14 protein-coding genes are annotated in these 17,310 nt (G+C 72.8%); 1 reads left to right on the top strand and 13 read right to left on the bottom strand.

Annotated features, from left to right (window positions below; all coding sequences use genetic code 11):
- Positions 1-95: 95 nt before the first annotated feature.
- From E0L36_RS05285 to rsmH, 13 genes are all read right to left on the bottom strand, one after another.
- Complete coding sequence (locus E0L36_RS05285; protein WP_180927654.1) at positions 96-824, bottom strand: YggS family pyridoxal phosphate-dependent enzyme; 729 nt, start codon at positions 822-824, stop codon at positions 96-98.
- The gene (gene pgeF / locus E0L36_RS05280) at positions 821-1,597 is read right to left on the bottom strand and encodes a peptidoglycan editing factor PgeF (RefSeq protein ID WP_180927653.1); all 777 of its coding nucleotides are present in this window, start codon (positions 1,595-1,597) and stop codon (positions 821-823) included. The genes E0L36_RS05285 and pgeF overlap by 4 nt, the downstream gene beginning before the upstream one ends.
- Entirely contained in the window at positions 1,594-2,823 is a 1,230-nt protein-coding gene (gene ftsZ, locus E0L36_RS05275) for a cell division protein FtsZ (RefSeq protein WP_180927652.1), read from the bottom strand. The genes pgeF and ftsZ overlap by 4 nt, the downstream gene beginning before the upstream one ends.
- A gap of 239 nt (positions 2,824-3,062) precedes the next feature.
- Entirely contained in the window at positions 3,063-3,911 is an 849-nt protein-coding gene (locus E0L36_RS05270) for an FtsQ-type POTRA domain-containing protein (protein WP_308416640.1), read from the bottom strand.
- A 42-nt stretch (positions 3,912-3,953) separates the two neighbouring features.
- Positions 3,954-5,048 (bottom strand): undecaprenyldiphospho-muramoylpentapeptide beta-N-acetylglucosaminyltransferase, encoded by a 1,095-nt coding sequence (murG, locus tag E0L36_RS05265; RefSeq protein WP_180928613.1) that lies wholly within the window; start codon positions 5,046-5,048, stop codon positions 3,954-3,956.
- A 3-nt stretch (positions 5,049-5,051) separates the two neighbouring features.
- Complete coding sequence (gene ftsW / locus E0L36_RS05260) at positions 5,052-6,422, bottom strand: putative lipid II flippase FtsW (RefSeq protein WP_180927651.1); 1,371 nt, start codon at positions 6,420-6,422, stop codon at positions 5,052-5,054.
- A 44-nt stretch (positions 6,423-6,466) separates the two neighbouring features.
- Entirely contained in the window at positions 6,467-7,948 is a 1,482-nt protein-coding gene (murD, locus tag E0L36_RS05255; protein WP_180927650.1) for a UDP-N-acetylmuramoyl-L-alanine--D-glutamate ligase, read from the bottom strand.
- Positions 7,945-9,009 (bottom strand): phospho-N-acetylmuramoyl-pentapeptide-transferase, encoded by a 1,065-nt coding sequence (gene mraY / locus E0L36_RS05250; protein WP_180927649.1) that lies wholly within the window; start codon positions 9,007-9,009, stop codon positions 7,945-7,947. Before mraY ends, murD begins: the two co-directional genes overlap by 4 nt.
- Positions 9,006-10,457 carry a UDP-N-acetylmuramoyl-tripeptide--D-alanyl-D-alanine ligase gene (gene murF, locus E0L36_RS05245; RefSeq protein WP_180927648.1) on the bottom strand — a complete coding sequence of 484 codons (1,452 nt, stop codon included), beginning with the start codon at positions 10,455-10,457 and terminating at the stop codon, positions 9,006-9,008. The genes mraY and murF overlap by 4 nt, the downstream gene beginning before the upstream one ends.
- Entirely contained in the window at positions 10,435-12,336 is a 1,902-nt protein-coding gene (locus E0L36_RS05240; protein WP_180927647.1) for a Mur ligase family protein, read from the bottom strand. Before E0L36_RS05240 ends, murF begins: the two co-directional genes overlap by 23 nt.
- A gap of 21 nt (positions 12,337-12,357) precedes the next feature.
- Positions 12,358-14,247, bottom strand: coding sequence for a penicillin-binding protein 2 (locus E0L36_RS05235; RefSeq protein ID WP_308416705.1), 1,890 nt, complete (start codon positions 14,245-14,247; stop codon positions 12,358-12,360).
- 533 nt (positions 14,248-14,780) lie between these two features.
- Positions 14,781-15,311 carry a septum formation initiator family protein gene (locus E0L36_RS05225; RefSeq protein ID WP_258015903.1) on the bottom strand — a complete coding sequence of 177 codons (531 nt, stop codon included), beginning with the start codon at positions 15,309-15,311 and terminating at the stop codon, positions 14,781-14,783.
- Positions 15,308-16,282 (bottom strand): 16S rRNA (cytosine(1402)-N(4))-methyltransferase RsmH, encoded by a 975-nt coding sequence (gene rsmH / locus E0L36_RS05220; protein WP_180927644.1) that lies wholly within the window; start codon positions 16,280-16,282, stop codon positions 15,308-15,310. Before rsmH ends, E0L36_RS05225 begins: the two co-directional genes overlap by 4 nt.
- A gap of 407 nt (positions 16,283-16,689) precedes the next feature.
- On the opposite strand from rsmH, the gene E0L36_RS05215 reads away from it, so the two are divergent.
- Positions 16,690-17,259, top strand: a complete 570-nt coding sequence (locus tag E0L36_RS05215; RefSeq protein ID WP_180927643.1) for a carbonic anhydrase — start codon at positions 16,690-16,692, stop codon at positions 17,257-17,259.
- Positions 17,260-17,310: the final 51 nt, after the last annotated feature.

The following is a 17,310-nucleotide window of genomic DNA, read 5'->3' as shown; positions in this document are numbered from 1 at the left end:
TCACCGGTGGCCTTGGATCCACGCGGCCTCTCCGCCTGTCCACTATGGGCGGAAATGACCATATTTTCTGCTGTGGTCCGACTCGTTTGGCGACGTTACCTGAGCAGGGGTCGCTCTCCGAGTACCGCACTGCCGACGCGCACATGTGTCGCACCGGCCCGCACCGCCTCTTCGAGGTCCGAACTCATCCCTGCCGAAACCATCGTGGCAGCAGGATGGGCCGCTCGCAGGTCCGTTGAGATTTCCATCAGACGCTCGAAGGCGGCGTCCGGTCGCCCACGGTACGGCCCGTCCAGTGGTGCGACCATCATCACCCCGTCCAGCCGCAGCCGTTGGGCACCGGCCACCGCCGCCGCCAGTTCGGGTACCAGGTCCGGTGCCACACCACCGCGCGCACCCATGGATCCTGAGTCGGCGTCAAGCGCGACCTGCACGAGACAGCCCAGCTCCCGCTCCCTCCGCTCCGCCGCCTGGGAGAGCGCGGTGACCAGCCGCGGCCGGTCGACGGCGTGCACCACGTCCGCGTAACCCGCCACCGAGCGGGCCTTGTTGGTCTGGAGCTGACCCACGAAGTGCCAGCGCAGTGGGAGGTCGGCACAGGCCTCGGCCTTGGGCGCCGCCTCCTGGTCCCGGTTCTCCGCGACCTCCCGCACACCGAGTTCGGCCAGCAGCCGTACGTCCTCGGCGGGCCGGGTCTTGGTGACGACGATCAGCGTCACGTCGTCCCGCGCGCGCCCGGCGGCGGCGCACGCGCGCGCGATGCGCTCCTCCACCTCCGCGAGGTTGGCGGCGAGTTGGGCCGCCCGCGAGGTCGGCTCGGTCATGCCGCTCCCTCCTCGATCCACACGTAGCTGGCCAGTCGGCCGGTGGTACCGGAACGCCGGTACGAGAAATGGTCGGGCGACTCCAGCGTGCACACCGTTGACTGCCGCGGAGCCGCGACGTCGAGCCGGGCCAGCTGCGCGCACACCCCCGCAGCGAGATCGACGGACGGAGTGCCCCACCGGGTGGTCGCGTACGCCTCCGGCACCACCGCGGCCACCTCCTCACGCATCCATTCCGGCACTTCGTAACACCGGCCGCAGACCGCCGGTCCGGTCCGGGCGAGCACCCGCTCCGGTACGGCGCCGAGCCGGACCATCGCCGCGATGGTCTCCGCCACGACCCCGGCCACCAGACCCGGCCGTCCCGCGTGCGCGGCCCCCACCACCCCGGCCACCGGATCAGCGAGCAGTACGGGAGCGCAGTCCGCGGTGAGGACGGCGAGCGCGAGGCCGGGCCGGTCGGTGACGATCCCGTCCAGCCCGGGCTCGTCACACGGATCGGAACCGGCGGGTGCGGAATCCCTGGATTCGCCCGGGAGGGGCGCGTCGACGACGGCGACGTCCTTGCCGTGCACCTGGCGCATCCAGACGACCCGTTCGGGTTCGAGGCCGAGTGCCCGCGCGGCGAGCGCCCGGTTCGTCCGCACCGCCGAGGGCTCGTCACCCACCGCGCCACCGAGATTGAGTGCCTCATACGGAGCGGCGCTCACCCCGCCCCACCGGTCGGTGAAGGCGAAGCGGGCGCCGCTGTCCGCTGTGTTGTCCGTTATCACTTCAGGAAGTCTGGCACATCCAGTTCCTCGGCCTGGCTGTCCTGGTACGGACGGGCCGTCGGGACCTGCGGGGTGTCGGTCGGGGGCGGCGGAACCTCACCGATCGGTGCGGGCTCCTCGCGCACCGGCTCGTCGTCCCGCCCGGTGACGCTGCCGAGCCCACCGAAGGCCGGTCGCTCGGGCGAATCGGAACCGGCGGCGGAGAGACCGATCGCCGAGCCGGAGTCATCCCGGCCGGAGACCGAACCCAGCGCCTTCTCCCGGCTCTTGGACGGGGGCTGCCCGCCGTCGAAGCCCGCCGCGATCACGGTGACCCGCACCTCGTCACCGAGGGCGTCATCGATCACCGCACCGAAGATGATGTTGGCCTCGGGGTGCGCCGCCTCGCTGACCAGTTGCGCGGCCTCGTTGATCTCGAACAGCCCCAGGTCGGAACCGCCCGAGATGGAGAGCAACACCCCGCGGGCGCCGTCGATCGACGCCTCCAGTAGCGGGGAGGAGATCGCCATCTCGGCCGCGGCCACGGCGCGGTCGTCCCCGCGGGCCGAGCCGATACCCATCAGCGCGGAACCGGCCTCGGACATCACGGACTTGACGTCCGCGAAGTCGAGGTTGATGAGGCCGGGGGTGGTGATGAGGTCGGTGATGCCCTGGACACCCGAGAGGAGCACCTGGTCGGCCGACTTGAAGGCGTCGAGAACGCTCACCTGCCGGTCCGAGATGGACAGCAGCCGGTCGTTCGGAATGACGATGAGGGTGTCGACCTCGTCCCGGAGGGAGGCGATCCCGTCTTCCGCCTGGTTGGCCCGGCGACGGCCCTCGAAGGTGAAGGGCCTGGTGACCACACCGATGGTCAGCGCGCCGAGCGACCGGGCGATCCCGGCGACCACGGGGGCGCCACCGGTGCCGGTGCCACCGCCCTCGCCCGCCGTCACGAAGACCATGTCAGCCCCCTTGAGGACCTCCTCGATCTCCTCCCGGTGGTCCTCGGCTGCCTTCCGGCCCACGTCGGGGTTGGCCCCCGCGCCGAGACCGCGCGTCAGCTCACGGCCCACATCGAGCTTCACGTCGGCGTCGCTCATCAACAGGGCCTGTGCGTCAGTGTTGATCGCGATGAACTCGACGCCCTTGAGACCGACCTCGATCATCCGGTTGATGGCATTCACGCCACCGCCGCCAATGCCGACGACCTTGATGACTGCGAGGTAGTTCTGCGGTGCTGCCACGTCGAAGGCCTCTCGCCTCGAGTTACGTATCCCTGTGGGGCGGTCCGAACGCCGACCCAGCCCCTAACCCTGAAGTTTAGGGTTTCCCGTGCCTGTCTTCCTTGGACTCTTGGGAACGGACACTAAGTCGACAAGTGGTGGGTGTTCAACGAACACGCCGAACCTCCCGTTTTTCTTTTCACCCTATGTGATCAAGCGCCGGGACGGTCATCCAGGGTGCTGGCCTGCGGCGACACTCGTCAACTCCCGGAGGCCGCAGGGGCGCTGGGGACGCTCACATCGAAGTGCTCGGCGTCCTTGGCGGCTTTCATCAGCGCGGTCAGCGACTTCGCCTTCGCACCCGGTCGCTCCGCGCTGCCCCACAGCACCGTCCGACCATCCGTCAACTCCACGGTGATGTCGTCGTAGGATCGGACGCGCACCGTCTCCGCCGCGCGGCGGACCGGCCGCGGAAGCCCCGCGGCCGTCTTCGCGGCCGCCTGCCGCAGCTTCTCGGCACCGAAGTGACGGGTACTCACCGCGGACCGCTCCAGCTCGAACACGAGGAGCGGAACGCCCTTGGGACGTCGCTCGGCCGTGGCGAACCGCACCCCCTCGCGATCCATTTCGACGTATATCCCGGCTCTTTTCATGACCAGTTCGGGCTGACGCTCAGTCACTTTGAGTCCGATTCCGTTTGGCCAGGATCGGACCACGCGCGCCTCCCGAATCCGGGGCAACTCGGCACGGAGTCGGCGTTCAACCGCTTCCTTGTCGACCGAGACGAGCGGGCCGCCCTCCTGGACCGCGGCGACCTCGCGCACCTGGCGCTCCGTCAACACGTCGGTACCGCTGACCGCGACGCGGTCCACCCGCAGCCAGGGCGAGCCGTAGAGCAGCCAGCCGCCGAGGCCGCCGAGTACCACCGCGAGCAGCAGGGCCAGCAGCAGCGTACGCCGCCGGGAGCCGCGCAGGAGACGTCCCAGACGGGAGCGGGTGGGGTCGGAGGGCTCGGACGGCGCGTCCCGCGCCTCCGTCGGCGCCCGACCGCCCCGGCCCCGCCGCTCGGCGGTCCGCGTCGACTCCGGCTCCCGTGTCCGTCCGGCCACGTGCCCTGCTTTCTCTCACGGCTCCTGACGGCGCCCGCCGCCTCATCCCTGACGGCGCGCGGCCACCGCCTCGTACACCATGCCGACCAGCAGCTCGTCGGCGTCCCGGCGGCCGAACTCGGCGGCGGCGCGGGCCATGTCGCGCAGCCGGTGCGGATCGGCGAGGACCGGGAGAACGCTCTCCCGGATCCACTCCGGGGTGAGTTCCGCGTCGTCCACGAGCAGTCCGCCACCCGCCTTGACGACAGGCTGGGCGTTCAGCCGCTGTTCGCCGTTGCCGATGGGCAGCGGCACGTAGGCGGCGGGCAGCCCGACTGCCGAGAGTTCCGCGACCGTCATCGCGCCCGCACGGCAGAGCATCATGTCGGCCGCGGCGTACGCGAGGTCCATCCGGTCCACATACGGTACCGGCACATACGGCGGCATTCCGGGCATGTTGTCGATCTGGGGGATTTCGTTCTTCGGTCCGACCGCGTGCAGCACCTGGATGCCCGCGCGCTGGAGGTGCGGCACGGCCTGCTGCACCACCTCGTTCAGTCGGCGGGCGCCCTGCGAGCCGCCGGTGACGAGCAGGGTCGGCAGGTTCTGGTCGAGTCCGAACGCCGCCCTGGCCTCGGGGCGCGCCTGCCCGCGGTCGAGGGTGGCGATGGCGCGGCGCAGCGGGATACCGACGTACCGGGCGTTCCGCAGCTTGCTGTCCGGGGTGGAGACGGCGACCAGGCGTGTGTAGCGGGATCCGATCTTGTTGGCCAGCCCGGGGCGGGCGTTGGCCTCGTGGACCACGATCGGCACACCGAGCCGCTTGGCGGCGAGGTAGGCGGGCAGCGCCACGTACCCGCCGAAACCCACGACGCAGTCGGCCTTGGCGGACTCCATGACCTGCTCCGCGGCCTTGATGGTGCCGCGGAGCCGCCCGGGCACGGTGATCAGCTCCGGGGTGGGCTTACGGGGCAGCGGTACCGCCGGAATCAGCTCCAGCTGGTAGCCGCGTTCCGGAACGAGCCGCGTCTCCAGGCCGCGCTCCGTTCCCAGGGCCGTGATGCCCACGGTCGGGTCCTGCCTGCGCAGGGCGTCCGCGAGGGCGAGCGCCGGCTCGATGTGGCCGGCGGTCCCCCCGCCGGCGAGTACGACGTGCACCACTCATTCACCGCTCTCCGGACGGCGGCCGTTCGGCCCCCGTCTCATCGTCTTCCGTCTCACCCCTGTCAGCCCCCTCCGCAGAGCGGACTGCCTCAGGGCGGGCTGCCGCATGGCCAGCGCCGCCCGAGCCGCCGGATCGCCGCGCGCGAAGGCGATCAGCAGGCCGATGGCGAACATCGTGGGCAGCACCGCTGACCCTCCGTAGGAGAACAGCGGGAGGGGGACACCGGCGATCGGCAGCAGACCGAGCACCGCACCGATGTTGACCACGGCCTGCGCCGTGATCCAGGTGGTCACTCCTCCCGCGGCGTACCTGACGAAGGGGTCCTCCGTGCGTCCGGCCACGCGGATACCCGCATAGCCTAGAGCCGCGAAGAGGGCGAGCACCGACAGCGTCCCCGCGAGACCGAGTTCCTCCCCGGTTACGGCGAAGATGAAGTCGGTGTGCGGCTCGGGGAGTTGACCCCATTTTTCCACACTGGCGCCCAGACCGGAACCGAACCATCCGCCGGAGGCCAGCGCGTAGATGCCGTGCACCGCCTGCCAGCACTCGTCGTTCGCGCCCGGGTCGGTCGCGCCGATGCAGCCCAGCCGCGACATCCGGTTCGGGTTGGTCTTGATGAGCAGGACGACGGCGGCCAGCGCCGCCAGCAGCACCCCGGCGAACAGCCTGGTCGGGGCGCCGACGAGCCAGAGGAAGCCGAAGAGGATCGCGGTGAGGATGATGGCGGTGCCCATGTCGCCGCCCAGCATGATCAGGCCGAGCAGCAGCAGGGCGAGGGGAACGAGCGGCACCAGCATGTGCTTCCACTGGGTCAGCAGCCGCTTCTCGCTCTTCCGAGCCAGCAGGTCCGCTCCCCACAGGACCAGCGCCAGCTTGGCGAACTCGCTGGGCTGGAGCTGGAACGGGCCACCCAGGTAGATCCAGTTCTGGTTGCCGTTCACCTCCTGCCCTATCCCCGGCACCTGTACCAGGCAGAGCAGGAAGACGGAGCCGAGCAGCAGCGGGTACGACAGCGCCCGGTGCAGGGCGAGCGGCATCCGGGAGGCGAGCAGCAGCAGGCCGGTGCCGAGGACGACGGCCACCAGCTGCTTGCGGAAGAAGTACGTGGAGGCGAGGCCGCGTTGCAGCGCCTCGATCTGCGAGGCGGAGAAGACCATCACCAGGCCGAGCACGGTGATGAGCAGACTGCCGCCGAGCAGGAGGTAGTACGCGGTCAGCGGCCGGTCCCAGACCTGCCTGAGCCGCGTGTGGAGGCCGCGTGGGCCCCCGCCGCCCCGCCGGGGGGCCGGGGGGCGTACCCGGGCGGGGCTCGCGGGGGTTCGGCGGGCGGGTCCACGCCGCGTGGGCCGCGCCGGTCTAGCCGTCATCCGTCTCTCCTCCTCGGAGGCCCGCGCGGCGGTGGCGGGAGCGGTTACCGCCCCCGCTCGTCCCGCTCGGCACCCGCGGCGGCCAGTGACCGCACGGCGTCGGCGAACGCGTCGCCGCGCGCCGTGTAGTTCACGAACATGTCCATGGAAGCGCAGGCGGGTGCGAGCAGAACCGTGTCCCCCGGCCTGGCCAGCGCCGCCGCCTCGCGGACCGCCGCTTCCATCGCCCCAGTGTCGGTCCGGCCGAGATCGGCCACCGGCACATCCGGGGCGTGTCGCGCCAGGGCCTCGGCGACGAGCGCGCGGTCGGCGCCGAGCAGGACGACTCCGCGGAGCCGTCCGGCGGCGGCGGTGACCAGCTCGTCGAAGGTGGCGCCCTTGGCCAGCCCGCCGGCGATCCACACGACGGAGTCGTAGGCGGTCAGGGACGCCTGCGCCGCGTGGGTGTTGGTCGCCTTGGAGTCGTTGACGTAGGCCACCTCCGCCACGTCCGCGACGTGGGCGATGCGGTGGGCGTCCGGGCGGAAGGCGCGGAGCCCGTCGCGGACGGCGGTGGGCGGGACGCCGTAGGCGCGGGCGAGCGCGGCCGCGGCGAGCGCGTTGGCGATGTTGTGCGGGGCCGGGGGGCGTACATCGGAGACCTCGGCCAGCTCCTGGGCGCTCTCCCGGCGGTTCTCCACGAACGCCCGGTCCACCAGGATGCCGTCGACCACGCCGAGTTCGGAGGGGCCGGGGGTGCCGAGGGTGAAGCCGACCGCGCGGCAGCCCTCGACCACGTCGGCGGCGCGGACCAGTCGCTCGGTGGCCGGGTCGGCCACGTTGTAGACGCAGGCGACCTCGTTGCCCTCGTAGATCCGGCCCTTGTCGGCGGCGTACTCCCGCATGCCGCCGTGCCAGTCGAGGTGGTCCGGGGCGAGGTTGAGCACGGCGCCGGAGTGCGCCCGGACGCTGGGCGCCCAGTGCAGCTGGTAGCTGGACAGCTCCACGGCGAGGACGTCCAGCCCGGCGTGCTCGCCCTCCCCGAGCACCGCCTCCACCAGCGAGACGCCGATGTTGCCCACGGCGGCGGTACGCAGCCCGGCCGCGGTCAGGATGGAGGCGAGCATCCGCACGGTGGTGGTCTTGCCGTTGGTGCCGGTGACCGCGAGCCAGGGCGGCGGCGGGGAGCCGTCCGGCCCGGGGCCGCGGAGCCGCCAGGCGAGTTCCACGTCGCCCCACACCGGGACGCCCGCCGCCTCGGCCGCGACGAACAGCGCGCTGCCGGGCGGGAATCCGGGCGTGGTGACGATCAGGTCGGTGCCGTCCGGGAGGGTGCGGTCGTCGCCGAGCCGCACCGTCATCCCGGAGCCCAGCGCGGTCAGCTCGTCGGCCTGGCGCCGGGCACCCTCCCCCTCACCGCCGTTGACGACGGTGACCCGGGCGCCGAGCCGGTGCAGCGCCCGGGCGGCGGGCACCCCGCTGACGCCGAGCCCGGCGACGGTGACGTGCGTTCCGGCGAGGCGCTTCGCCAGTTCCTCCGCGCTCACTTGGTGGCCGCCCACCCGGCGTAGAAGATGCCGACACCGACGATCGCGCACATCCCCTGGATGATCCAGAAGCGGACCACGACGAGGACCTCCGACCACCCCTTGAGTTCGAAGTGGTGCTGGAGGGGCGCCATCTTGAAGACGCGTTTGCCGGTGAGCCGGAAGGACCCGACCTGGATGACGACGGAGAGCGTGATCAGGACGAAGAGCCCGCCGAGGATGGCGAGCAGCAGCTCGGTGCGGGAGACGATGGCCAGACCGGCGAGCGCGCCACCGAGCGCCAGCGAACCGGTGTCGCCCATGAAGATCTTGGCGGGCGAGGTGTTCCACCACAGGAAGCCGAAGCAGGCGCCCATCAGCGCCGCGCTGACGACGGCGAGGTCGAGTGGGTCCCGTACCTCGTAGCAGCCGCGGCCCGCGGTGAGCGGGTTGGCGCAGGACTCCTGGTACTCCCAGATGCAGATGAACACGTAGGCGCCGAAGACCATGACGGAGGCGCCGGTGGCGAGCCCGTCCAGGCCGTCGGTGAGGTTCACGCCGTTCGACATCGCGAGGATCATGAACAGCGCCCAGATGACGAACAGCACCGGGCCGATGGACCAGCCGAAGTCCTGGGTGAAGGAGAGCTTGGTGGAGGCCGGGGTCTGTCCCCGGGAGTCCGCGAAGTTCAGCGAGAGGATGGCGAACGCGACGCCGACGATCAGCTGACCGGCCATCTTCGCCTTGGCCCGCAGCCCCAGGCTGCGCTGCTTGACGATCTTGATGTAGTCGTCGAGGAAGCCGACGAGTCCCATGCCGGCGAAGAGGAAGAGCACCAGCACGCCGGAGAAGGTCGGCTGCTCACTGGTGATCACCTTGGTGGCCGCGTACGCGACGAGCGTGGCCAGGATGAAGGCGATACCGCCCATCGTCGGCGTACCGCGCTTGCTGTGGTGGTTCTGCGGCCCGTCGTCGCGGATGAACTGCCCGTAGCCCTTGGAGGCCAGCAGCTTGATCAGCAGCGGGGTTCCGACCAGCGAGAGGAAGAGTCCGATGACTCCGGAGACGAGGATTTGCCTCATCGGGCAGCGACCTCGCCCTCTGCGTCGGCTGACCCGCGCTCGTCCAGCAGCGCCTGTGCCACCCGTTCCAGACCCACCGACCGGGACGCCTTCACCAGTACGACATCCCCCGGACGCAGCTGACCGCGCAGCAGGTCGACGGCCGCCTCAGCGTCGGACACGTGCACCGACTCCTCACCCCACGAACCCTCGTTCTTGGCGCCCATGTCGATCCAGTGGGCCTCCCGGCCTCCGACCGCCACGAGCTTGCTGACGTTGAGCCGGACGGCGAGCCGCCCGATCGCGTCGTGCTCGGTGAGCGCTTCCTCACCGAGTTCGGCCATCTCGCCCAGCACCGCCCAGGTCCGGCCCCCCGGGGCCTTCGCGGCCCCGCCCATCGCGACGAGGGCGCGGAGCGCGGCCCGCGTGGAGTCGGGGTTGGCGTTGTAGGCGTCGTTGACGACCGTGACGCCGTCGGCGCGCTCGGTGACCTCCATCCGCCAACGGGAGAGCGTGCCCGCCGCGGAGAGCGCTTCGGCGATCCCCTCGGCGGACATGCCCAGTTCGTGGGCGACGGCCGCCGCTGCGAGCGCGTTCGACACGTGGTGCTCACCGTACAGCCGGAGCGTCACCTCCCCGCACCCGGTGGGGGTGTGCAGCGTGAAGGTGGGACGTCCTTCCTCGGTGAGCCGGACATTTACGGCGCGGATCTCCGCCTCCTCCGCCTCCCCGAAGAGCAGGGGACGCGCCGCGGTCCGCGCGGTCATGGCGCGCACCAGCGGGTCGTCGGCGTTGAGCACCGCGACGCCGCCGTCAGCCGCCGAGGGCAGCGCCTCGACCAGCTCGCCCTTGGCGGTGGCGATGGCCTCCCGGCCACCGAACTCGCCGACGTGCGCGGTGCCGACGTTCAGCACGACCCCGATACGCGGCGGCGTCAGCTCGGCGAGGTAGCGGATGTGGCCGATGCCCCGGGCGCCCATCTCCAGGACCAGGTGCCGGGTCTCGGCGCCGGCCCGCAGGGCGGTCAGCGGCAGCCCGATCTCGTTGTTGAGCGAGCCCGGTGGCCACACTGTGGGGCCGAGCCGCTCCAGCAGCTGGGCGATCAGGTCCTTGGTGCTGGTCTTGCCCGCGGAGCCGGTGAGCGCCACGACCTGGGTGCCCAGCCGGGCGACCGAGTCACGGGCCAGCGCGCCCAGCGCGCGGGTCACGTCCTCGACCACGACGGCGGGCACCGCGGGGTCGTCGAGGGGGCGCGTCGCCAGCACGCAGGTGGCGCCCTGTGCGAGGGCGTCGCGCGCGAAGTCGTGGCCGTCGACGCGGGCTCCGGCGAAGGCGGCGAAGAGGCTGCCCGGCTCCGCCTCGCGGGAGTCGATCACCGCGGGGCCGGTGACCCGCGCTTCCGGGTCCGTTATGCCGTACTGCCGTCCGCCGGTGAGGGCGGCGATCTCAGCCAGGGTGAGAGGGATCATCGCTTCGGTTGTCAGTCCGGTTCGTCACGGGCGCACTGCCCTCGGTTGCCTGATGGGTGAGCCCGGTGCGCTGGTGCGGCCCGGGGTGGCGCTGGATGGCGGCGCGGAGCACCTCACAGTCGTCGAAGGGGCGCAGCACGCCCGCGATGTCCTGGCCCCGCTCGTGGCCCTTGCCGAGCACCAGCACCGTGTCGCCGGGCTCGGCCCGGGCGACGGCGGCGTCAATGGCGGCGGCGCGGTCCTCCTCCAGCAGCACCGTGCCGCGCTCGTGGGCGGGCACCCCGGCGGCGCCCGAGAGCATGGTGGCCAGGATCGCGAGCGGGTCCTCGGAGCGGGGGTTGTCGGAGGTGAGCACGGCGGTGTCGGAGAGCCGGGCGAGCGCCGACCCCATGGCCGTGCGTTTGTGGGGGTCGCGGTCGCCGCCGCAGCCGAGCACGGCGTGCACCCGGCCGTCGGTGACCTTGCGCATCGCGTGCAGGACCGATTCGACGGCCTCCGGCTTGTGCGCGTAGTCGACGACGGCCAGGTAGGGCTGGCCCGCGTCGATCCGCTCCAGCCGGCCGGGGACGCCGGGGACGGCAGCGATGCCCTCCGCCGCGAGGTGCGGGTCGATCCCGGCGGAGGCCAGCGCGGTGAGCGCGGCCAGCGCGTTGGCGACGTTGAACGGCCCGGGGAGGGGCGCGGCCGCCCGCACCCGCTGGCCGTCCGGGCCGAGCGCGGTGAACTCCGAGCCGAGTGGCCCGATCTCGACGTCGGCGGCGCGCCAGTCGGCGTCCGGGTGCCCCTCGGCGGAGAAGGTCGTGACGGGCACCTCGGACTCGCCGGCCACCCGCTGGCCGTACTCGTCGTCGATGTTGACGACCCCGGCGCGGGAGCGGACTCGGGTGAACAGCTGCCGCTTGGCGCGGTAGTAGTCCTCCATGTCCGGGTGGAAGTCCAGGTGCTCGGGGCTGAGGTTGTTGAAGACGGCGACGTCGAAGACGCAGCCGTCGACCCGGCCCTGGACCAGCGCGTGGCTGGAGACCTCCATCGCGACGGCGCGCACGCCGCGTTCACGCATCACCGCGAACAGCGCCTGGAGTTCGGTGGCCTCCGGGGTGGTGCGCTCGGACTTGAGGCGGTCGTCCCCGATCCGGGACTCGACGGTGCCGATCAGTCCGGTGAGCGCGGGGCCCGCCGGGTCGGCGGCGGACCCGGCTGACGTGCCGGACGCGCTGGGCGTGCCGGACGTCCGGGAGGCCGCCGTCACCTGGGCGAGGCCGTCCGACGCGGCGAGCGCCCGGCGCAGCCCGCCCTCGATGAGGTACGCGGTGGTGGTCTTGCCGGAGGTGCCGGTGATGCCGATCTGGAACAGCTCGCGCCCCGGCTCGCCGTAGAGGGTGGCGGCCAGTGTCCCCATGTGCGCCCTCGGGTCGGCCACCGTGAGCACGGGCAGTCCCGTGGCGGCGGACCGTTCCGCTCCGCTGGGGTCCGTCAGCACCGCGACGGCGCCGAGGCTGGCGGCCTGCGCGGCGAAGTCGGCGCCGTGGAACCGGGCGCCGGGGCGGGCGATGTAGATGTCGCCGGGGCGGACCGCGCGGGAGTCGTGGGTGATGCCGGTGGCGGCGACTCCGTTGCCGCCCTCCGGGAGCTTCGCCCCGGCCTGCCGCGCGAGGTCGGCGAGGGCGACGGGGTGGACGCGCTCGGGGCGGGGCGGGCCGGGGTAGCCCTCCTGGGAGGTCCGGGCGGGTCGTTCGGTCGGGATTTCCTCCGCCGGGGGCGCGGAGGTCTGATCAGCGTGTGGCACGGCGGTGAGCGTACCGGGCGGACGGTCCCGGCGGCGAAGCGAGGGGCGCGGCGCGCGCGCTGGGCCGGGGCGTTCCCGCGGCTGCTCGTTCATCGTCGGCTCACCGCCCGTCCGTCAGTTCTGGTCCTGGCCGGACCTGGCCAGGACCGGGAGCCGCGCGGGAGCCGCGCCGGTCGGGGGGACCTGGAGGGACTTCAGCGTGAACCGCATGACCTGCTTGTACACCGGTCCGCACACGTCGCTTCCGAAGTAGCTGCCCTTGGTGGGGTTCTGCACGGCGCAGTAGACGGTGACCCGGGGTTTGTCGGCGGGGGCGAACCCGGCGAAGGACGAGGTGTAGCCCTTGTAGCCACCGGTCCGCGGATCCACCCGGTTGGCCGTCCCGGTCTTGCCCGCGACCCGGTATCCGGGCAGCTTCGCGGTGGTCCCGGTGCCCTCCATGTCGTCCACCACGGACTCCAGCATCCGCGCGAGGGTCTTCGCGGTCCTCTCGCTCACCACGCGCTGCTTCCCGGGCTCGGAACGGGGGGTGTAGCGGCCGTCCGGTCCGGTCGTGCCGCGCACCAGGGAGGGGGTGACGCGGACACCGCCGTTGGCGATGGTCGAGTAGATGGAGGCGGCCTGGACGGCGTTGAGCGAGAGGCCCTGACCGAAGGGGATCGTGTACTGCTGGGAGGCGCTCCACTCACCGGGCTTCGCGAGGATGCCCTTCGTCTCGCCGGGCAGGCCGAGCCCGGTGGGCCGTCCGATGCCGAACTTCCGCAGGTAGTCGTAGAGCACGCGGTTGGCCCGCGCCTGGGTGTCGCCGAGCTGTTCGGTGGCGAGGATCGTGCCGATGTTGCTGGACTTGGCGAGCACCCCGTTGAGCGTCAGCTGCCAGGTGGGGTGGTCCACGTCGTCGGCGAAGGAACGGTCGGCGCGCTTGAGCCGGTTGGGCACGGTGACATGGGTGCGGGGGGTGGCCTTGCCCTCCTCCAGGACGGCGGCCATGGACATCAGTTTGCTGGTGGACCCGGGTTCGTAGGCGTCCTGCACGGCGGGGTTGCCGAGCGCGGCGGCGTCGGTGCGCGAGAGGTCGTTGGGGTCGAAGCCGGGCGCGTTGGCCATCGCGAGCACCTCGCCGCTGCGGGTGTCCTGGACGATGACGTAGCCCCGGTCGGCCTTGGACCGGGCCACCTGGTCGGTGATGGCGCGCTGCGCCGCCCACTGGATGTCGCGGTCCAGCGTCAGCTCTATGTCGCTGCCCGGCTTGGCCGCCTGCTCCCGCACCCCGGCGGTGGGCACCTGGCGCCCGCCGGACTGCGCGTAGGTGATCTTGCCGTCCTCGCCGGCGAGTTGCTTGTCCAGCCGGGCCTCGACGCCCGCCCCGCCCTTGCCGCGCGCGTCGACGAAGCCGAGGACGGAGCCGGCCAGCTGCCGGTTCGGGTAGACCCGCTTGGGGTGCTTCTCCTGGTAGATCCCGGCCAGCACGTTGGCGCCGCGACCCTTGGCCGCCTCGGCGGCGAGCTTCCGCTTCTCGTCCTTGATCTGCCGCCACACCCGCGGCGTGCGCTGCTTCGCCAGCAGGACGTACCGCGTGCCGGTCTTGGCGAGCTTCCGGGCGAGGTCCCGCTCGTCCTCGTCGAGCAGCGGGGCGAGCAGGGCGGCGGCGCGGGCCGGGGCGTTCCGGACACCACTCTGCCCGGGGGTGAACAGGTAGGGGTCGGCGGTGATGTCGTAGGCGTCGACGGTGGAGGCGAGGGCGGTGCCGTCCCGGTCGGTCACGGTGCCGCGCTCGGCGGCGAGCGGCACCGTGATGTAGCGGTTGACGGCGGCCTTCGCGACGTACGCGTCGGCGTCGACCGCCTGCACCTGGAGCAGGCGCCCGGTGAAGACCACCATCACGATCGTCAGCCCCAGCGCGACCAGCCGCAGCCGGGGGCGGGGCTGGGCCAGCCGCAGACCGGAACGGCCGCGCGGGGGCTCGCCGCCGTCGCCCCGGCGGGAACCCGCCGGACGCGGAATGCGGCGCGCCGCCGACGACCCAGCCGCCGCGGACGAGTTGGCGCCGGAGCCGCGGGCGGACGGCTGGCTCCGCGCGGACGGCCGGGACCGCTCGCCGGAGGCGGACCGCCCCGCCCCCTCACCGCGTCCGGACGGCCGCCCCTGGCCCGAGGGCTTCGCCTGACCCGTCGCCCTGGACTGGCTCGCCCCGGGCTGGCTGGACCTGGACGCACCCGGCCTGTCGGAACCCGGCCTGGCCTGGCGGGACTGGCTGGGCTGGCGGGACTGGCGGGACTCGGACTGCCCGGAGGGTTTGGACGTGCTCGGCTTGCCCTGACCGGAGGGCTTCCCCTGGCCGGAGGGCTTCCCCTGGCCGGAGGGCTTGCCCTGGCCGGAGGGCTTGGGCTGGCCGGAGGGCTTGGGCTGGCCCGGAGGGCGGGGCTCGCCCGAGGAGGTGGCCCGGCCGCGCCCGGAGGATCCCCCCGGGGCGGACCGCCCCTGCGACGACCGGCCCGGCGGACGGGACCCGCCGGCCCCGCCGGACGGCTCGCGGCTCACTCCGGCACCTGCCAGGAACCGGTGGCCCCCTCGGACCGCGCGCCGCCCCGGGTTCCGGTGCCGGGGGCGTCGGGCAGGATCGGCGCGCCCGGCTCCACGGCCTCCCGGTCCGCTCCGGACTGGGGCCGCGCGCCCGGCTCCCGCGCCGCACCGCGCGACGCCCGCTCGCCGACGGCGGGTTCGGGCTTGCCGCGCACCGTGCCGTCCGGGGCGAGAAACGCGGGGTTGCCGCCGGGGACCAGGCCCAACTCACGGGCGCGGCGCTCCAGTACGTCGGGGGCCGAACGCCGGTCGACCTCCTGCTGGAGGGCCTGCTGCTCGTCGGTCAGCTCCTCCGTCTCCTTCTCCAGCTTGCTCAGCCGGAACGAGCCCTGGTTGACCGAGGCGTTGAGGAACAGCAGCGCCAGCAGACCAGAGCCGAGCAGCACCACCACCAGCAGGACGAACGGAGTGCGGGAGGCGGCCGGTCCACCGGGCCCCGAGGGCACGATGCGCGCCAGCCGCGCGAGACGGGGCGGGGCACTCATGTGACGGCCTCCCTGATCCGTTCCGCGCCGCGCAGCCGGGCGGGCGCGGCACGCCGGTTCTCGGCGATCTCTTCCTCGGTGGGCAGTTCGGCGCCGCGGGTCAGCAGCCGCAGCCGCGGCTGGTACTGCTCGGGCACCACGGGCAGTCCGGCGGGGGCGGTGTTCGCGGCGCCCGCGGCGAGCGTCCGCTTCACCAGCCGGTCCTCCAGCGAGTGGTAGGAGAGGACGGCGATCCGGCCCCCGACGGCCAGCGCCCCCACGGCGTCGGGAACGGCCCGTTCCAGTACCGCGAGTTCGCCGTTGACCTCGATGCGCAGGGCCTGGAAGGTGCGCTTGGCCGGGTTGCCGCCGGTGCGCTTGGCCGCCTGCGGCAGCGCGTCCCGGATCAGCTCGACGAGCCGGGCGCTGTGGGAGAACGGCTCCCGGTCGCGCTCCCGCACCACGGCCTCGACGATGCGTTTCGCCTGCTTCTCCTCGCCGTACGCCCGCAGGACGCGCACGAGTTCGCCGGGCGGGTAGGTGTTGAGCACCTCGGCGGCGCTGACACCGCGCGTCTGGTCCATCCGCATGTCCAGCGGGGAGTCCCGGGCGTAGGCGAAACCGCGGTCCTCCTCGTCCAGCTGCATGGAGGAGACGCCGAGGTCGAAGAGGACGCCCTGCACGCGGGGGGTGTTGAGCCGGTCCAGCACCTCGGGCAGCTCGTCGTAGACGGCGTGTACCAGCGTGGCGCGGTCGGCGAAGGGGGCGAGCCGCTCCCCCGCGAGGTCCAGCGCGCGGGGGTCGCGGTCCAGGGCGATCAGCCGGACCGCGGGGAAGGTGGCGAGCAGCGCCTCGCTGTGTCCCCCCAGCCCCAGCGTGCAGTCGAGGACGGTGGCCCCGGGTTCCGCGAGCGCGGGGGCGAGCAGGTCCAGGCAGCGCTGGAGCATCACCGGCCGGTGCCGTTCCCCCACGGGCCGCTCGTTCGTCGTCATGTGCCCTCTCAGCTGTGCCGGGCACGGGAGTGCCGCCCACCCCGCGCGTACGCCCCGGAGGCGACCGCCCCACGGGTCACCGCGCGGGCCGGTGGACGGGACCGGGGATCCGCGACCGGTGCCGGGCGGGGGCGGCGGAAGCGGGAGGAGGCCGGGTCACGCGGTGGTGACCGGGTGTCCGAGGGGTCCGGGGCCGTGGGATGTGCCTCGGCTCCCACTTCGCGTCACTTTAGTCCACTCGTCCCCGCGGTCAACTACGGGCCGGGGCGCGTCACCCCGGAGCGGGGCACCCCGGACGGGCGGGGGTGCTGTGGCCTCGCTCACATCGCGGCACGCCGCCCTGTTTGACAGCTTTCGCCCCTTCTCGCGGCAGGCCGACCGCGCTCCCGCCGTCTACCGTCGTAGGTATGCCAACACCCGCTCCCCAGCAGACGACCGCCCCGGCCGACGGCGACGCCCGACGCGAGGACGGCGTCACCAACCGGCTCGTCGACGCGAACCGGGAGTACGCCGACACCTTCACGGATCCGGGGATGGACGCCCGCCCGGTGCTGAACGTCGCCATCGTCGCCTGCATGGACGCCCGGCTCGACCTGCACGAGGCCCTGGGCCTGAACCTGGGCGACTGCCACACCATCCGCAACGCGGGCGGGGTGGTCACCGACGACATCATCCGCTCGCTGACCATCAGCCAGCGCGCGCTGGGCACCCGCTCGGTGGTGCTCATCCACCACACCGACTGCGGCCTGCTGAACCTCACCGAGGACTTCCGGCACGAGCTGGAGCTGGAGGTCGGCCAGCGCCCCTCCTGGGCGGTCGAGGCGTTCAAGGACCTGGACCAGGACGTGCGCCAGTCGATGGAGCGCGTGCGCACCTCCCCGTTCCTCCCGCACCGGGACGACGTACGCGGCTTCGTCTTCGACGTGACGACGGGGCTGCTCCGGGAGATCGACCCGGAGATCACCCGGGAGCCGTGACGGATGACCCCGGCAACGTGAAGAATGCGCGGCAGAACGACACGAGAACCA

Source organism: Streptomyces sp. AJS327 (assembly GCF_013450295.1).
Taxonomy (GTDB): Bacteria; Actinomycetota; Actinomycetes; order Streptomycetales; family Streptomycetaceae; genus Streptomyces.
Note: the sequence above shows the minus strand (reverse complement) of the source record. Positions and strands in the feature narration are given on the sequence as shown.

What these genes read in the sequence shown, in the direction of transcription:
- E0L36_RS05285 (WP_180927654.1), bottom strand. Translation starts at nt 824, where the DNA reads ATGACCGAGCCGACCTCGCGGGCGGCCCAACTCGCCGCCAACCTCGCG.
- ftsW (WP_180927651.1), bottom strand. Translation starts at nt 6,422, where the DNA reads ATGACGGCTAGACCGGCGCGGCCCACGCGGCGTGGACCCGCCCGCCGA.
- mraY (WP_180927649.1), bottom strand. Translation starts at nt 9,009, where the DNA reads ATGAGGCAAATCCTCGTCTCCGGAGTCATCGGACTCTTCCTCTCGCTG.
- murF (WP_180927648.1), bottom strand. Translation starts at nt 10,457, where the DNA reads ATGATCCCTCTCACCCTGGCTGAGATCGCCGCCCTCACCGGCGGACGG.
- E0L36_RS05240 (WP_180927647.1), bottom strand. Translation starts at nt 12,336, where the DNA reads ATGAACGAGCAGCCGCGGGAACGCCCCGGCCCAGCGCGCGCGCCGCGC.
- E0L36_RS05225 (WP_258015903.1), bottom strand. Translation starts at nt 15,311, where the DNA reads ATGAGTGCCCCGCCCCGTCTCGCGCGGCTGGCGCGCATCGTGCCCTCG.
- rsmH (WP_180927644.1), bottom strand. Translation starts at nt 16,282, where the DNA reads ATGACGACGAACGAGCGGCCCGTGGGGGAACGGCACCGGCCGGTGATG.
- E0L36_RS05215 (WP_180927643.1), top strand. Translation starts at nt 16,690, where the DNA reads ATGCCAACACCCGCTCCCCAGCAGACGACCGCCCCGGCCGACGGCGAC.